The 15,439-nt window shown below is 43.8% G+C and carries 14 protein-coding genes and 3 pseudogenes; 15 read left to right on the top strand and 2 right to left on the bottom strand.

Features of this window, described 5'->3' with window-relative positions; translation table 11 throughout:
- Positions 1 to 201 precede the first annotated feature (201 nt).
- Positions 202 to 1,482 carry a tyrosine-type recombinase/integrase gene (locus tag AC3Z9T_RS09250; RefSeq protein ID WP_159287705.1) on the top strand — a complete coding sequence of 427 codons (1,281 nt, stop codon included), beginning with the start codon at positions 202 to 204 and terminating at the stop codon, positions 1,480 to 1,482.
- A 19-nt stretch (positions 1,483 to 1,501) separates the two neighbouring features.
- Here AC3Z9T_RS09250 and AC3Z9T_RS09245 read toward each other — a convergent pair.
- A pseudogene (locus AC3Z9T_RS09245) lies at positions 1,502 to 1,630 on the bottom strand (IS1595 family transposase); the annotation flags it as partial.
- 213 nt (positions 1,631 to 1,843) lie between these two features.
- On the opposite strand from AC3Z9T_RS09245, the gene AC3Z9T_RS09240 reads away from it, so the two are divergent.
- Both AC3Z9T_RS09240 and AC3Z9T_RS09235 read left to right on the top strand, forming a co-directional pair.
- Positions 1,844 to 2,473, top strand: a complete 630-nt coding sequence (locus tag AC3Z9T_RS09240; protein ID WP_490125879.1) for a type I restriction-modification system subunit M N-terminal domain-containing protein — start codon at positions 1,844 to 1,846, stop codon at positions 2,471 to 2,473.
- A 33-nt stretch (positions 2,474 to 2,506) separates the two neighbouring features.
- Positions 2,507 to 3,268 carry an IS5 family transposase gene (locus AC3Z9T_RS09235; RefSeq protein ID WP_490125878.1) on the top strand — a complete coding sequence of 254 codons (762 nt, stop codon included), beginning with the start codon at positions 2,507 to 2,509 and terminating at the stop codon, positions 3,266 to 3,268.
- 97 nt (positions 3,269 to 3,365) lie between these two features.
- Here AC3Z9T_RS09235 and AC3Z9T_RS09230 read toward each other — a convergent pair.
- Positions 3,366 to 3,589 (bottom strand): annotated as a pseudogene (locus AC3Z9T_RS09230) (IS3 family transposase); the annotation flags it as partial.
- A 417-nt stretch (positions 3,590 to 4,006) separates the two neighbouring features.
- Between AC3Z9T_RS09230 and AC3Z9T_RS09225 the strand changes: the two are divergent.
- From AC3Z9T_RS09225 to AC3Z9T_RS09170, 12 genes and pseudogenes are all read left to right on the top strand, one after another.
- Positions 4,007 to 5,094 (top strand): IS3 family transposase gene (locus AC3Z9T_RS09225; RefSeq protein WP_490125877.1). Its coding sequence is split into 2 segments (ribosomal slippage): positions 4,007 to 4,259 and positions 4,259 to 5,094, totalling 1,089 coding nucleotides; the frame shifts between segments, so codons are not numbered across the junction.
- A 570-nt stretch (positions 5,095 to 5,664) separates the two neighbouring features.
- Entirely contained in the window at positions 5,665 to 6,018 is a 354-nt protein-coding gene (locus tag AC3Z9T_RS09220) for a helix-turn-helix domain-containing protein (RefSeq protein ID WP_490125876.1), read from the top strand.
- 78 nt (positions 6,019 to 6,096) lie between these two features.
- Positions 6,097 to 6,246 carry a helix-turn-helix domain-containing protein gene (locus AC3Z9T_RS09215; RefSeq protein ID WP_490125914.1) on the top strand — a complete coding sequence of 50 codons (150 nt, stop codon included), beginning with the start codon at positions 6,097 to 6,099 and terminating at the stop codon, positions 6,244 to 6,246.
- A 144-nt stretch (positions 6,247 to 6,390) separates the two neighbouring features.
- Complete coding sequence (locus AC3Z9T_RS09210; protein ID WP_490125875.1) at positions 6,391 to 6,981, top strand: fimbrial protein; 591 nt, start codon at positions 6,391 to 6,393, stop codon at positions 6,979 to 6,981.
- A 101-nt stretch (positions 6,982 to 7,082) separates the two neighbouring features.
- Positions 7,083 to 7,823, top strand: a complete 741-nt coding sequence (locus AC3Z9T_RS09205) for a fimbrial biogenesis chaperone (RefSeq protein ID WP_490125874.1) — start codon at positions 7,083 to 7,085, stop codon at positions 7,821 to 7,823.
- 166 nt (positions 7,824 to 7,989) lie between these two features.
- A complete protein-coding gene (locus AC3Z9T_RS09200) occupies positions 7,990 to 8,391 on the top strand; it encodes a hypothetical protein (RefSeq protein WP_490125873.1) in 402 nt (133 codons plus the stop codon).
- A gap of 78 nt (positions 8,392 to 8,469) precedes the next feature.
- Positions 8,470 to 8,994, top strand: a complete 525-nt coding sequence (locus AC3Z9T_RS09195) for a fimbrial protein (protein ID WP_490125872.1) — start codon at positions 8,470 to 8,472, stop codon at positions 8,992 to 8,994.
- A gap of 29 nt (positions 8,995 to 9,023) precedes the next feature.
- A complete protein-coding gene (locus AC3Z9T_RS09190; RefSeq protein ID WP_490125871.1) occupies positions 9,024 to 9,596 on the top strand; it encodes a fimbrial protein in 573 nt (190 codons plus the stop codon).
- A 3-nt stretch (positions 9,597 to 9,599) separates the two neighbouring features.
- Complete coding sequence (locus tag AC3Z9T_RS09185) at positions 9,600 to 10,367, top strand: fimbrial biogenesis chaperone (RefSeq protein WP_490125870.1); 768 nt, start codon at positions 9,600 to 9,602, stop codon at positions 10,365 to 10,367.
- A gap of 120 nt (positions 10,368 to 10,487) precedes the next feature.
- Entirely contained in the window at positions 10,488 to 11,183 is a 696-nt protein-coding gene (locus AC3Z9T_RS09180; protein ID WP_490125869.1) for a fimbrial biogenesis chaperone, read from the top strand.
- A gap of 186 nt (positions 11,184 to 11,369) precedes the next feature.
- Positions 11,370 to 13,901: pseudogene (locus tag AC3Z9T_RS09175) on the top strand (fimbria/pilus outer membrane usher protein); the annotation flags it as partial.
- A gap of 427 nt (positions 13,902 to 14,328) precedes the next feature.
- Positions 14,329 to 15,411 (top strand): hypothetical protein, encoded by a 1,083-nt coding sequence (locus AC3Z9T_RS09170; RefSeq protein WP_490125868.1) that lies wholly within the window; start codon positions 14,329 to 14,331, stop codon positions 15,409 to 15,411.
- Positions 15,412 to 15,439: the final 28 nt, after the last annotated feature.

The raw sequence follows: 15,439 nt of genomic DNA, 5'->3' as shown, positions 1-15,439 counted from the left end.
ACTTGATTCTATGTTTTTTCATTGTCTCATAAGATCTCATTATATCTTATAAAATACCACAGAATCCCATATATAAGTGTAGGTTAAAGTGTAGGTTGTTAGTGGTGATATGGTATAATGGGCATAACAAAACTGATAACCTACACTTTTCACTAAAAATCTTTAATTATCTTATAGTCAGCGCTAAACAAGGTGATACCTATGAGCCAAAAATCATCAGCGAAGCCCTTATCAGCAAAAGCCATTGAGGCGATGAAGCCTAACTGTCATGTTAGGACTGATACAGGCGAAAACACAGGTTTACGAGTATCTTGTGGTGCGACGGGTATTAAGACATTTATTTATCGATATAGTAGCCCAGTTACACATAAACTTGTACAGATAAAAATTGGTAATTTTCCTCAAATATCGTTGAGTGAAGCGAGAGTTAAGCTACAAGAATTAAAACAATTACGTCAATTAGGACGATGTCCCGCGACAGAGCTAAAAGAAGAAAAACAGCATAAAAAGCAGAAACAACTACAGCCTCAAGAAACAAAGCTAACGGTAAAGGCGCTTATCGAGCTCTACCTTGTTGAACGTATCGAAGATCGCAAGGGAAAAGACGGTAAAATCATTGCAGGAGCAAGAAAGAAGAAAGGGCAAATAGAAGTCCGTCGTATGCTTGAAGCGGATGTTATTCGCGTTTTAGGTGAACGAATGGCACATGAAGTGACCCGAAAAGATGTCATTGAACTTGTACGTGAAATTGATGGGCGAGGTGCTAAGGTTCAAGCGGGTAATGTATTACGTGAATTGTCAGCAGCCTATGAGTTTGCAATTGGTCTCGAGTATTTTGATGATAATTTCGCTAATCCAGCATTATTGGCGAAATCGAGTTTGCAGCAAGCTAAGTTTAAACTAACAAGTAATAAAGGCACTCGTTATCTAGATGATAATGAACTCAAGAAATTTTTAGCATGGTTGCCTAGTTCAGCTTACACCAATGTTGTGAAAAATGTTTTCCGTCTGACGCTTTGGACGGGCTGCCGAACTGGTGAAGTGTGCGCAATGGCTTGGGATGATGTGGATCTTGAAAAAGGAACTATTCATTTGAAAGAAACCAAGACAGGAATTGAACGATACGTGCAATTACCTGAGCAAGCAGTCATCTACTTGAAATCAATGCGCATGAACTCCGATAAATATCTTTTCCCTTCTCAAGTAACCAAGTTGCCGATTCAACAAAAATATCTAACAGAATGTGCGTGGCGTTTACGCAAAGAAGGCAAGATGCTAGATATCCCTGATTGGTCACCTCATGATTTACGTCGAACAGTACGTACTGGGCTAGCTAAACTAGGTTGCCCCAATGAAGTGGGGGAGGCGATACTTGGGCATTCACGTAGTGGTATCGAAGGAACGTATGATTTATATGGTTATGAGAGTGAATGTAAGGTGTGGTTGCAGAAATGGGCGGATCATATGGGGAGTTTGGTATGATATATTAAACTGTGAATTAATAATAATAGTAAGCGGCTGTATTTCTGTGGACACCAACCAGCTCTGCGGCAATATGGGCTGTAGAGCCTGCAATAAACAGCTCAAGTAACCGTTCTTGTTTGTATTGACTGAGTCTGCTTTTTCTCATGGAACTATCCTAGATGATCTTAGTTATCTAGGACAGCTCCAATTATATCTAATACTCATAATTTGAAAGCAATGTTGAAGTATTAAATATGGCATTTGCTGATAATCAATCCTTTGGATAACTATCGCAAGTTATCGGTCTGTTCTATTAGATTTTTGGCTATAAATAGGTAAGAATAGTTGCATTATTTTTACTGATGTAAGTAATGGAACTATGGCTAAAAAACCGAAAGAAACCAAATCTGAACCGTTAGAAGTTATCCTGTGGAAAGCCGCTGATAAATTGCGTAAGAATATTGATGCAGCAGAATACAAGCATGTTGTGCTGGGATTAATATTCTTAAAGTATATTTCTGATTCGTTTGAGTCTCACTATGAAAAGCTTAAAGCGGGTCAAGGCGAGTTTGTAGGGGCAGATCCCGAAGATAGTGATGAGTATCTTGCTTACAACGTGTTCTTTGTGCCTGAAAAAGCACGTTGGACAAATTTACTCAATAATGCAAAACAGCCCAATATCGGTAAATTAGTCGATGACGCTATGGAAGCCATCGAAGAAGATAACCCGCAATTAAAAGGGGTATTACCAAAAGTTTATGCACGTCAAAACCTTGATGCAACCGTACTTGGCGAGTTAATTGATCTTGTGGGCGATATTGCACTAGGTGATGCTAAATCACGCTCTGCGGATATACTAGGGCATGTTTTTGAATATTTCTTAGGTGAATTTGCGTTAGCAGAAGGTAAACAAGGAGGTCAGTTCTATACACCGAAATCAATTGTTTCCTTACTAGAGCGTGTTGATCTTTTCGGTATAAAAAGCAGACAGCAAATGGGGCTGTTATAATGGTTTCGCCAAAAATCAAAAAAACACCCCCAAATGCCGAGACTTATGTTAACAGATGATAGCTGGAAGTTACTATCAAAAATCATGCACCTAACCGGACGTATTTATAACAAACCAGAACATAGAATGACCCTTGAAGGTATTTTATTCCGAATAAGAACAGGCATTCCATGGCGCGATTTACCTCGTCAATTTGGTGAATGGAATACGGTATTTAGATGTTTTAACCTTTGGTCAAAGAAAGGCGTGATGATGGAAATTTTCCAATTTCTATCTCGCTTCAATGATCCTCAGTGGCTATTTATTGATGCCAGTATCGTGAAAACGCATCAAGATGGAGCCAACGTTAAAGATGCTTCAAAGCAGGCTATAGGCAAAAGTCGAGGCGGCAACTCAACTAAAATACATTTAGCGGTAGATAGCAGTGGTCTTCCGGTTCATTTTGAGTTGTCAGGTGGGCAAGCCCATGATGTGAGTTATGCAGAAACATTGGTTACCTCTTCACCGGAAGCCGAAGTTGTTATTGCAGATAAAGGCTATGACTGTGAAGCCTTACGACAGTTGATAAAAAGCCGTCGGGGTCAGCATGTCATCCCAAGAAAAGGGAATAGTAAACAAGGGAATAAAGATATTGATTGGTGCTTATATCGATATCGTCATTTAGTTGAAAATGCCTTCTTAAAATTAAAGAAATACCGAGCAGTGGCGACTCGGTATGACAAATTAGCCCGAAATTATGAAAGTGTTGTTGCTTTAGCATTTTCAATCATGTGGCTCCCAATGTGGGTCGATTGAAATATGCACTACAAAGATAAACACGCTCTAGCTTATTTTTTTGCTTTTGTTTGGCTTTTTGGTGTAGATCTCAAAAAAAATGTTCTGCGCAACTAAATCAGGACACTTTTCTTAAGGAATTTTGTTCATACTCAATTGGGGACAGATCACCGTTGGCAGTATGAAGCCTTTCTAGGTTGTAATAGCGCATATACGCGATAACATCTTCTTTCATCTGTTTCCGAGTCGGCTGAGGGATTTTCAGTACCCAATCGTGTTTTAAACTGCCAAAAAATCGTTCTACAACGGCGTATCCCAACAGGCTCCAACATCACCCATGCTTTGTCCTCATAAATTATCATTATATATTATCTGACAATTCCTTTTGGGATGGGTTCTTAAATAAAAAAACTAATTGGTATTGGCCTATAAATACAACAATCTTAAAGTGATAATTGTAATTAACTTGTAGATGTGAACTGTATTTCATATAAAATATTCTACAATTAGGGCTTAAATCCATAACTAATTGAGTTATAAGCAATTAAACTGTGTTCGTGTGAATAATCATAAAAAAGGTGAAGCATTGTGGGCATATTTAAATCGATTTGGGATTTTTTTGGTCTTTATCAGACTAAAAGAATAAGAATTTTACATATGTTAATTCTACTCTTAGTGATATCGCAAATGGTAATCCCCCCGAAAAACCGGTGTGTTCATAAGTAAAATTTTCTCGTAATCTGAACCGAGGAGAATTCTATGAAGAAAGCACGTTTTACCGACAGTCAGATCATGTCTATCCTGAAACAAGCAGAGGCCGGAACACCGGTAACTGAACTGTGCCGCGAGCACGGCATGAGCAATGCCAGTTTCTATAAGTGGCGTTCACGCTATGGCGGCATGGACGCATCTATGATGACCCGCCTCAAAGATCTGGAAGATGAAAACCGCCGCCTTAAAAAGATGTATGCCGAAGAACGTCTCAAAGCCGAGATCATTCAGGAGGCCATGGCAAAAAAGTGGTAAAGCCATCATGCCGGAAGCAGATGGCGCAGGATGTAGTCAGAAGCCGAAACGTCAGCATACGTTTTGCCTGCCGGCTGTTTTCTGTCAGCGAAAGTTGCTATCGTTATCAGCCTAAACTGAATGAAGAAAATCAGGTCATTGCCGACTGGTTGCTCCGCATTACTGACAGTCAACGCAACTGGGGATTTGGCCTGTGTTTTTTGTACCTGCGTAATGTAAAAGGCCTGCGGTTCAACCACAAAAGGGTGTACCGGATTTACTGCGAGTTGTCACTGAACATGCGCATCAAGCCCAAAAAACGACTGAAGCGGGATAAACCGGAACCACTGACAGTGCCTGAAAGCAGCAATGAATGCTGGTCAATGGGCTTTATGCACGATCAGCTATCAGATGGTCGCTCTGTCCGTTTACTGAATATTATCGATGATTTTAATCGTGAGGCACTGGCCATAGAGGTGGATTTTTCTCTGCCAGCAAGTCGGGTAGTCAGAACACTGGAGCAACTCATTGAATGGAAGGGAAAACCCGCAGCCATTCGGTGTGATAACGGACCGGAATATACAGGTAACATACTGATATCATGGGCAGCTCAGCAGAATATAATGCTTCGCTTTATACAACCAGGTAAACCTCAGCAGAATGCTTATATTGAACGATACAACCGGACAGTGCGTTATGACTGGCTGGGGCAACACCTGTTTACATCACTGGATGAATTACAAAACTATGCGACCGGATGGCAATGGTTTTATAATCACGAACGACCCAATATGGCGTTGAATGGCTACACACCGATGCAGCATATTCAGCGTATGGCCTGATTCTACTTATTACCTCCGTTAAAAATGGGGGGATTACCCATGGAAACAACAAACCTGCATAATTATCATGAGATGTATATCCACAGATGTTGAGTCATTTATGTGGCTATTTACTTGATTATATCCATCATACTGTGCGCTATACTGCAAATCATCCATCTAGATTTTAAGATACTTGGATTAAGAAATAAGCAAAAATGAGTTGTCAAAATGCACCAAATTGACAATAGTCAATATACGATGAGGTAATAAACTAAAATATAAAAATAAACGGATATATTTATCTGATTTACAATAAATAACAGCATATGCAGCTAAAAAATATTTCCAAAATAAAAAGCTAATGGAAAGGGAGGAAAATATAACCATTGAAATCACATGAAAATTCAATGTATTACCTATAGGTTGGGAATATCATTTTTAGTAATGTATACAGTATGTTATTTATGTTTTACGTATTTGACGTATATTTTCATTTAACCTAAAATGCGTCACATAAGAGCAAGTTTTCAATTTGGTCCATTTTGACAATAGTTGAATAAAGTTCATGTATTTTTTTAGAGGATTCCCATGATATCTCCGAAGGAAATGATCGGTTGCAACATCCGAAGGATCCGTTTGAGTAAAGGGTTGAGTGGTGCTGAATTGGCAGAGCGCCTTTTATGCTCTCAACAGCATGTTTCTCGTATTGAACGTGGGATTGTTCGATTAAATATAACGCAAATTCAGCATTTGGCTGGCGCTCTTGAAGTCAGTATTGATAACTTGCTAGAAGGAATGGGGTATCAGTATGACCCGTTAGAGCAAATCTATAATCAAGCGTGTTATTCCCAAGAGGAAGGATTATTTATAGCTTCTCATTTATTACTAAAATCCCATTCATTATTGACAGAAAATATAACTGATGATTATGCCAATGAATAAAATGCCACCTACAATACATTCTTTTATTGGAAATAACATAAAACTGTTACGAAAAGAAAAAGGGTTAACGGAAAAGGAATTAGCACGCTATCACGCTATCTTGGTGTTAGTCAACAACAGATTTCTCGTTATGAGCAAGGTGTTAATTGTATCCATATTGATTTGTTTGTTAAGTTATCAGACTTATTTAAAGTCCCAATTCAAATTATAATAAGTAATAATATTTAATATTGTTATTCTATTGCTTATTGCTTATTGCTTATTGCTTATTGCTTATTGCTTATTGCTTATTGCTTATTTTATTAAATATAGGCAAGAAGTCGATATGGTTCAGTGCGAACTATTTTAAATCAACTAAGGAGATGTCTTTATATGTCTATTAATTTAAAAAGAAGTTTATTATCTGTTGGTGTACTTGTCGCAACAATGGGGCTTAATTTAAATGTCAATGCGGCTGGGCAAAATACAGCGAATGTCACCCTCAGTGGCCTCATTTCAGCGGTAACTTGTGATATTGATGTTAACGGTATTTCCGGCGGTACAACCATTAATACGGGAATGCATACCACCAGTGACTTCGGCTCCACTGTCAATAACGTGACAGGTACACCGGTAACGATGGTGGTGACCCTGAAAAACTGCGGTGATAAAAACTCCGAATCGGAAACCGGGAATTTATATATTTCAGGTACAACTGCACCAAACGGTAATAACAACATTTTTGTGGGCAATGATGCATATACCGGGTTTATGATCTTAAAAACAGGTGGGAAAACATCCAAAGATGCAATCGAAAATGATGGCCACGTTCCGCTGGAGGTGAAAGGTTATCTTGATGATGACGGTGATATTACTCTTGGCAGTGCGTCATACACCTTTAATGTGGCAATGGCCTCAACCATTACTGCACCGACTCCCGGTTTATATACCGCTCCTGTCATTATTTCGTATGCATCAGAATAATTTCAGTTAACGCCCGGGAGAATAGATACGGCGATCAAATACCGTATCTATTCCGGGTATCTCCTGAGTATTTGGTTTATCAGTTAACAGGAATCGGGAATATGTACATTTCTTTCCGCCGGACAGTCTGTTGTACCGCTGTCACTCTCATAGTGATGTTATGGTCTGTTTTTTCCGTGGCCGGCGTTTCACTGACAGGTACACGTCTCATTGTTTCCGGTGTCAGTGGAACTCAGGAAGCGAGCGGCAGTATCGGTGTACGCAGTGATGATAGTTCAGTGCGCCCTTTTCTGGTCAAAGCTCAGATATTCCGAGATGTTGACGGTCAGGATACATCTGTGCCTTTTGTCCTGTCTCCAGCACTTTTCCGATTAGAGCCGGGAAGCACGAACCAGTTGCGGGTAATAAAAAAGGGCGATGCCTTGCCACAAAATAAAGAATCTCTTTTTTATCTGCGCGTGGCCGCTCTGCCTGCATCATCCTTTTCCCAAACGGAATTTTCTGCGCCGGAAGGCGTTCTGAATGTGGCTACCGGTAATATTATCAAGCTGTTTTACCGGCCTTACGGCTTACCGATCACACAAAAAGACGCCATGGGGCAACTGCAATTCACCGCCGCGGGCAACCGGCTGAAAGTGACGAATCCGACCCCGTATTATATCACCATTAGCAGCTTGAATGTGAACGGTAAGCCAGTCAGTATTCGCGAGCAGCGAGAGCAAAATATGATTGCGCCTTACGGAGAGACATTTTTTGCGAATGCGCCGCTTAAGGGAGACGTTCACTGGCAAGCCATCAATGATTACGGAGGAATGGAGAAATTTCATGGTGCAGTTCAGTAAACCTCCTTTTACGGCAGCCCTGTTCGGTGTTTTCACTCTGATGATGAGCGTGGAAACTCAAGCGGCGACGTCGGCTAGTACGGAATTTACCGCGACTATCGCGTACGAGGGGGCCTGTGCTATCACGACTTCTACCGGGGTGGTCATTTTCAATAATGGGGATGCGGTGTTACCAAGCCAAATTGAAGGTCATGAGGCAGCGGCACAACAGACTTTTGAGTTGACGCTTAGCGATTGCCACGGGTTTGGGGTGACGCCAAAAATTACTTTAGCGGGTTTATCTAATACGGATACTGGCATGGCACTTTATTTAGACACTGCAGCCTCGACGACGACGGGGTATGGGATTTTGCTGGCCACGGACGGTAATGATAACTTTGCCTCGAATACCAATTTAGCCGCCAATAAAGTGATTTCGGTTAATTCAAAATGGAATACTCAAACCGACTTAACCACCCTTAATGGCAGTATCCCCCTGACCGCGACATTGAGTTGTGGAAAGTGCAGTCAGGCGCGTATCGGTGGTGACTTGGTAGCGAACATCACCTTTGAGTTTCAATACGATTAGTCGACGTGAAGAGTGAGGCTGACAATGACATATCTGTTGAAGAAGGGAGCACATTTGGGGCTATTCGCGGGGGTGTTGATGATGACGTCGGTATCTTCGGCTGAGCCAGTGTCTTTGCAGGCGGTTATTGCCAATAAAGGGTTGGGATGTGATTTCTCGGTTACGGAGAGTTCGCTACGGTTTAACCCAGTGGCTGTCAAGCAATTAACGGGGGGCGTGCAGACCTTTCAAATCCAGCCTATTCACCTGCAATTGCACTGTGTTGATGAGCAGTCTGCCATTTTGCCCAAACTGAGCTTGACGGGGGAAACTCCGTACATGACGGATCCTGACCAAGTGGTGTTCCTCAGTGGCCCCCCTAATGGGGTGGGATTCATGATACGTCAATCGGAAAATGACCAGCCAATTGCCTTGTCGGATTTTTATCAACCCACCGAAGCTATCGGTCATGGCGGTCAAGGACAGGCATTGACCGTGTTGGATGAGAGTAATCAGTACACCAGTGACCGGGTGTTATGGGTGGGGTTGGTGGGACCGTTTTTGACGGATGTGGTTCCCGGTCATTTTCAAGCGTCGTTGACACTCAATATGGCCTTTGAGTAACAAAATACACTTAAAAGGGAGACATGGAAATGCGAGCTTCATTATTGTGGCTGCTTATGATGACAGGTTTGTTTGGTGTGAATACGGTGGGGTATGCCGACTCAGAGATTGCGAACTTGACCTTTACTGCTGAGTTTGTGGGGGGAGGGTGTAGCATCAGTGTGCCTGACAGTATACCGTTTAATCATGGCAATGCCTTGTTCGCGGCAGATATTGAGCACGGTAATGCCGCAACGACTGAAACCTTCAACTTAACCTTGAGTGAGTGTTCCGGCTGGGGATTAACACCGTCGATTAAAGTCAGTGGGCAAACGACCACGGAGTTTGGTCTGCCATTGTATCTCAACCCACCCAGTACGATGGCGGCGAATGGGTACGGTCTTTTACTGAGCACTGCAGGCAACAGCACTTTTGCGGGAAATGGCAATTTGGCGGCGTCCCCCACGATTGTCGCCAACAATTGGGATACAACCACGGAGTTAGAAAGTGTGGTGACGTCACTCCCCATGACGGCCCAACTCAGTTGTGGACAGTGTAATTCAGCTGGACGTCACGGTGGAGTCTTTAATGCCACCGTGACGTTTGAGTTTGTGTATGAGTAAGGTATGAAGATGAGAAAGCATCGGATGTATCAGGTTGTGACGGTAATGTTGGCCACAGCCTCGTGTACTATCAGTACTTGTATTTGGGCTGAAGGCGGGCTGAGTCTGAGCCAAACGCGGGTTATTTTTGATGCGAAAGCCCGAAGTGCCAAGGTTACCCTCAATAACCAAAGTGACCGTGTGTATTTGGTGAAGAGTCGTGTGTTACTGACTCCCGAGTCGACAACGCCGACGACAGCCGCTGTGCCTTTTATGGTTACCCCGCCACTGTTTCGGTTGGAGAAAGAGAGCCGGAATACGGTGTTAATTGCGCGAAATGATACCTCAGCGCTCCCGACTGACCGAGAGTCGGTGTTCTACTTGAGTTTTCTAGCGATACCGGCGGTAAAGAAAAACGACGATACTGCGCTGTTTTCCGAAGAGGCGGCGGGCATGATGGCTCCGCAAGTGTCATTGGGCATACGCACGGTAATCAAGTTGTTCTATCGCCCGAGCGGGTTGTCGTTACCCCCCGCAGCAGCGGCGTCTAAGCTCACATTTGCTCAACGCGGGATGCAGTTAAGTGTGAATAACCCAACGCCGTATTACGTGACACTGGCGCGATTGACGGTGAATGGCCAGTCCATTCCCGTACGAGAAACAGGGGCGATGATAGCGCCGTTTGCATCGCGAGATTATTCCACATCAGGTATCACTCAGGCGAACACTGTGACATGGTCAGTGATAACGGATTTTGGTGGTGTGAGTGACGAATATCGTTGGTCACGGTAAGTGAGGGAGGCGTGTTAAATGCGTGAGTATCGGGCAGTTCAAGGACGTCGAAACACAATCTGGGGTTGGAGGGGGATGTTGGGGATACTCATTGGCCTCCTTCCTTGGTGGGGGATGGCCATGCCGGAGAGTGAGGGTATCGCCCTTGAACGTACGCGACTGATTTACCCGGCCAGTGCGAGAAGCGGCATCACGTTCACGGTAACGAATTATACATCGACGGTGTATTTGCTGCAATCTCGTGTCCTTCCTTGGGAGGCGGCGACTTCCGCGGTTGATGCGGACGGTACCAAGGCCATTGTTACGCCTTTTATTGTGTTACCGCCACTGTTGCGTTTTCCGCCTGAGGAGGCCATCACGCTGCGCATTAGATTAACGCAATTTGATGCGTTGCCGCAAGACCGTGAGTCACTATTTAGTTTGTCGTTAAAGGCCATACCGAGCCAATCCAAACCGGGCACGGACCACGAGACTCGTGGAGCCAGCATGGGCATGGTGTTAGCCCTGCAAAATAATTTGAAGTTGTTTTATCGACCCGAAGGGCTTGCGGTGATGGGGGCGGACGCACGGGCCACGGCATTGCAATTTTCGGCGTCAGGCGGTTACTTGAACATCACTAATCCCACACCGTATTACGTGACGTTGGGGTCTTTGGATGTAGATAACACGGCAGTGTCCTTAGGTGACCGAAGGATGTTAGCACCGTTTTCCTCAGCAATGTATGACGTTTTGATAAAGCCGGGGGCAGAGATTAGTTGGCGAGTAATTGATGATGAAGGCGGAAGAACTGCCTTGCTGAGTCGACAGCTTCCTTAATCCCCTTAATGAGATAGCTTTTAATTGGTCATGAATATTTGGAATGCTCTAATTTATCAATAAGTTAATTGAGATGGGTTTATGTCGCAGATACAATTTAGTCATCGTGTTAATGGCTCCAGATTGCCTTTATTTCTTCATGTCGGACTTATAAGTACGAGCGCGGTGTTTTTGGTTTCATCTTGGGCCTATGGTGAGGATTACTTTGACCCGAGCTTTTTAACGTTGAATGGAGAAGCGAGTCACGTTGACTTATCCGCATTTGAACAAGAGGGTGGGGTAGCTGAAGGGGAGTATACCGTATCGGTCTTGGTGAACTCTCAAGACGTAGGTCAATACACGCTACACTTTGTGAAGAATGCCAAACAAACCGTGGCACCGGAATTGACCCCGACCCTGCTTGAGTCTTGGGGGGTGAATGTACCGAATTTACCCGACTTGAAGTCGTTGTCGCCTGAAACGGTGATAACGAATTTGGCAGCGTATATCCCACAAGCGACGGCCAAATTGGATTTGGCGCAACTACGGCTAGATATCAGCATTCCACAGGTAGCAATGGTGCCGAATTATGTCCGCTATATGAACCCGGAGCGCTGGGAGGATGGCATTCCCGCATTGATGTTTAATTACTCGTTGAGCGCGGGGCGGACAAGAAATGAGGTGGCTGGGGGCGGTAAAACGGACACAGATAATTTGTTTGCCTCGGTACGGGGGGGCGCAAATCTAGGGCCGTGGCGATTGCGGAGCATCATGAAGCACACTCGCTTTAACTACCGTGGTAGCACGGTCAGTGGCAATCAAAATCAGCAACAAACACGTTTTTCGAATACTTATTTGTCTCGCGATATTCGTGGATTGCGCTCCACTTTATTGATGGGGGAATCTAATACGGGGGGAGATATTTTTGACAGCGTGCCGTTTAAAGGGATCAAACTTGAATCGAATGAACAAATGTTGCCAAGTCAATTGCGTGGATATGCACCGGCCATCAGTGGGGTGGCCAATACCAATGCGCGCATTACGGTTCGCCAAAACGGCAATGTGGTGTATGAGACTTATGTCGCTCCCGGACCATTTTATATAAATGACATTCAACAAGCTGGTTTATCCGGTGACTATGATGTGACGGTCACGGAAGCCGATGGTACGGAGCGCCGATTTATTGTGCCATATTCGGCGTTACCAATGATGTTACGTCCGGGGGGGGGGAAATATGAATTGACCGCAGGGCGTTATGACGGTGCGTTGACGCAAGGCTCTCGAGAGTCCGATTTTGTGTTAGCCAGTGGAGTTTACGGGCTACAAAATGGATTAACGTTGTTTGGTGGGGCATTAGTGGCCAAAGATTACCAATCTGCAAGTGCTGGGACAGGAGTGTCGTTGGGTGAAATTGGGGCTATTTCTGCTGACGTCACGCACTCAGTGGCTAAGTTGAGAACGGGGCGAGACCGTTCTGACCGCCAAACAGGACAGTCATATCGATTACGCTATTCCAAAAGTTTGATATCCACGGGCACTTCGGTGGATTTAACCGCCTTACGCTATTCGACGGAGCATTACTATAACTTCAGTGAGTTTAACAGCCAAGGGTATAACCTAGAAGAGGGGCTTAGCCCGTGGACCTTGCAACGACGGAGGAGTAGTTTTCAAACGCAGTTGAGTCAACAATTGGGGGGCTACGGGACATTACGTTTTCGAGCTAACCGTGATGATTACTGGGGCTCCGATAAAACCCTGATTGGGATGTCATTGGGCTACAGTAACAACATTAAAGGTGTGGGTATCGGGGTGAATTATAACATTGATCGGATGAAAGATACCCATGGACATTGGCCGGAGAATCGGCAAATCAGTGCCAATGTGAGTATTCCGTTTCGTATTTTTGGGTATTCGGACAGTCTGCAATCAATGTACGCTACGGCGTCCATCTCACATGACAATCAAGGTCGAACACAGAACTCGATAGGGGTCAGTGGAAACATGATGGACAGTGCGGTGTCGTACAGTGTGTCACAAGGTTGGGGTAATCAGGGGCAAACGGCAGTGAGTAATGTGAATTTAGGCTATCAAGGGAGTAAAGGTAGCGTGAGTACCGGGTATAGCTACAGCAGCCAATCTCAATCACTTAACATGAGCGCGAGTGGTGGGTTGTTGGTGCATAGTGGTGGTGTGACTTTTTCTCGGTCGATGGGAGAATCGGTGGCTTTGGTGAGCGTACCGGGCGCGTCAGGGACAAGTCTGACCAATGGTAATGCGACGGTGGATTGGCAAGGGTATGCAATTGCGCCGTACTTATCAGATTACATGAAAAACAGTGTGGGGATAGATCCGACGACGTTGCCAGAATATGTCGATGTGAACCAATCGAACGTGAATGTGTACCCAACACGGGGGGCGGTGGTGAAAGTGGATATCGTGACGCGGGTGGGATATCAAGTGTTGGTGACACTGAAGCAGAAAAATCAGCAACCCGTCCCATTTGGCGCAATAGTTAGCTTAATGAATGCACCGAAGAATGAGGATATCAGTGGCATTGTGGGCGACATGGGGCAAGTGTATTTGGCGGGTTTGCCGGAAGACGGCGAGTTGTTGGTGAAGTGGGGGAATAATGCGGCGCGTCAATGCACGGTGAAATTTACGCTGACTGACTTGGCCATCACCCCGGATAACCCGATACGTCAGGTGAAGTACATGTGTGGCGATGAGCGTCACACGTAAATGACCAGGCTGGAGGGGACGCCAGCGAGTTTGGTGCCGTCGACGCCAACCTTAGAATATCGATCGAACCTACTTAAACTCGTGTTTTCATGTTGGGTAAATCTTGCGTAAAAATTGTCATAAAATGAGTCCAGGCCATGAAAAATGAACATCAAAACCGACATCTAGTGAATAATAGCATCTTATTAAATACGTGGGGAGTTTTGAAAAGATCCGACCGGCTTTATGAGCGAATGCGCCATAGGTCAACAGTGAGACAGACCAAACGTGTGTTGGATTATAAAAAGTGGTGGAAACGATGGCCATCGGCTCTCATTAGTACTGTACTTATACCTGTAGCTTACGGTTCGACGCCGGTGAATGTCGTAGTGCTCGAGGGTGCCAGTGGTATCATCTATTTCGCTTTCTTTATTATTTAGGAAATAAAATGATGAAGATATCTTATCGATTATATTTTTTTATAATTGTATTTTTTTTATTGAATGTGAAAGTAACATTCGCAGCTAGCTTCACAGGATACCCAGGGCAGTTTGTTGAGCTGGGAGTCAAAGACCTTAATGTTAGGGGAGCATCTGACACTGGCGTTAATAATACTATGTGTCGAGATTCAAGCTGGAGGTTTGATAGCCAATATGCTTACTACGATAATTGGTCGCCAATAATTACATCTATAGATGGCTGGACAGGCGCTCTTGGCGACGATGGATTATTGTATGTTATGTATAGTGGCTCTACGTCACATAAAGAGAATGCGGGGAGTTCTGGGAATGCAGTTTATACTACAACGTATAGTGTTAATGGTATTGCAAGTACGAATATGGGGGCCGTTAAACGAAATGGCGTGTGTTTTGATGTCAATGAGGAGGCTGCAAAAAGGAAACCTACCCTTGGTCAAAGCTTATGGGGCACCGTAAATACTGGGATATATATTCCATCGAACACACCGGTAGGAACATATACCTTAAAAAATTTGTACGTTGGATTTTACGGAATGGCTTATGGGCAAACTAGTACTCCTACAATTAGTGCTAGCGATACAATTATAGTGAAAGAAAAGCCTCATTTAAAGTGCATTGTATCAGTACCGTCACCCATAGATTTTGGTGTTATTAATTTTAGAGAAGCTCGGAATAATTTGTTGGCATATAAAAATGGTGACTTGACTATTAATTGCCAGGGTGATAAATCTACTAAAATGAATATCTCTTTTTATTCCTCCGACTCATATAACACCAAAAAGTTAGGTATGAGAAATTCTAAAAATCAAGTTTCAGCATATATAATGGGGCGACTCTCTTCACCTTTGGATGGGACATGTACTACATACGATGATACTGTACATCCGGAGAATAGCGGTGATGTTGTTTTTAGTGGGGAGGCAAGTAAAACTATATCTGTTGGTAATGGTCAATATATAATACCTTTAACATGGTCATTGTGTAAAAATGATAATTATCAGTATGTTGGAATAGCATCTGCGCAGGCGACGGTAACAATTAATTGGGATTAATTTGTGTCACTCAGAACCTTGGCTGACG

This window comes from Providencia sp. 6390 (genome assembly GCF_058148425.1).
The sequence above is the reverse complement of the archived record's forward strand: the minus strand, read 5'-3'. Positions and strand labels throughout refer to the sequence as shown.

Excerpts from the sequence above, each read along its gene's own strand:
- AC3Z9T_RS09250 (WP_159287705.1), top strand. The coding sequence starts at position 202 with ATGAGCCAAAAATCATCAGCGAAGCCCTTATCAGCAAAAGCCATTGAG.
- AC3Z9T_RS09240 (WP_490125879.1), top strand. The coding sequence starts at position 1,844 with ATGGCTAAAAAACCGAAAGAAACCAAATCTGAACCGTTAGAAGTTATC.
- AC3Z9T_RS09235 (WP_490125878.1), top strand. The coding sequence starts at position 2,507 with ATGCCGAGACTTATGTTAACAGATGATAGCTGGAAGTTACTATCAAAA.
- AC3Z9T_RS09220 (WP_490125876.1), top strand. The coding sequence starts at position 5,665 with ATGATATCTCCGAAGGAAATGATCGGTTGCAACATCCGAAGGATCCGT.
- AC3Z9T_RS09210 (WP_490125875.1), top strand. The coding sequence starts at position 6,391 with ATGTCTATTAATTTAAAAAGAAGTTTATTATCTGTTGGTGTACTTGTC.
- AC3Z9T_RS09205 (WP_490125874.1), top strand. The coding sequence starts at position 7,083 with ATGTACATTTCTTTCCGCCGGACAGTCTGTTGTACCGCTGTCACTCTC.
- AC3Z9T_RS09195 (WP_490125872.1), top strand. The coding sequence starts at position 8,470 with ATGATGACGTCGGTATCTTCGGCTGAGCCAGTGTCTTTGCAGGCGGTT.
- AC3Z9T_RS09190 (WP_490125871.1), top strand. The coding sequence starts at position 9,024 with ATGCGAGCTTCATTATTGTGGCTGCTTATGATGACAGGTTTGTTTGGT.
- AC3Z9T_RS09185 (WP_490125870.1), top strand. The coding sequence starts at position 9,600 with ATGAAGATGAGAAAGCATCGGATGTATCAGGTTGTGACGGTAATGTTG.
- AC3Z9T_RS09180 (WP_490125869.1), top strand. The coding sequence starts at position 10,488 with ATGCCGGAGAGTGAGGGTATCGCCCTTGAACGTACGCGACTGATTTAC.
- AC3Z9T_RS09170 (WP_490125868.1), top strand. The coding sequence starts at position 14,329 with ATGATGAAGATATCTTATCGATTATATTTTTTTATAATTGTATTTTTT.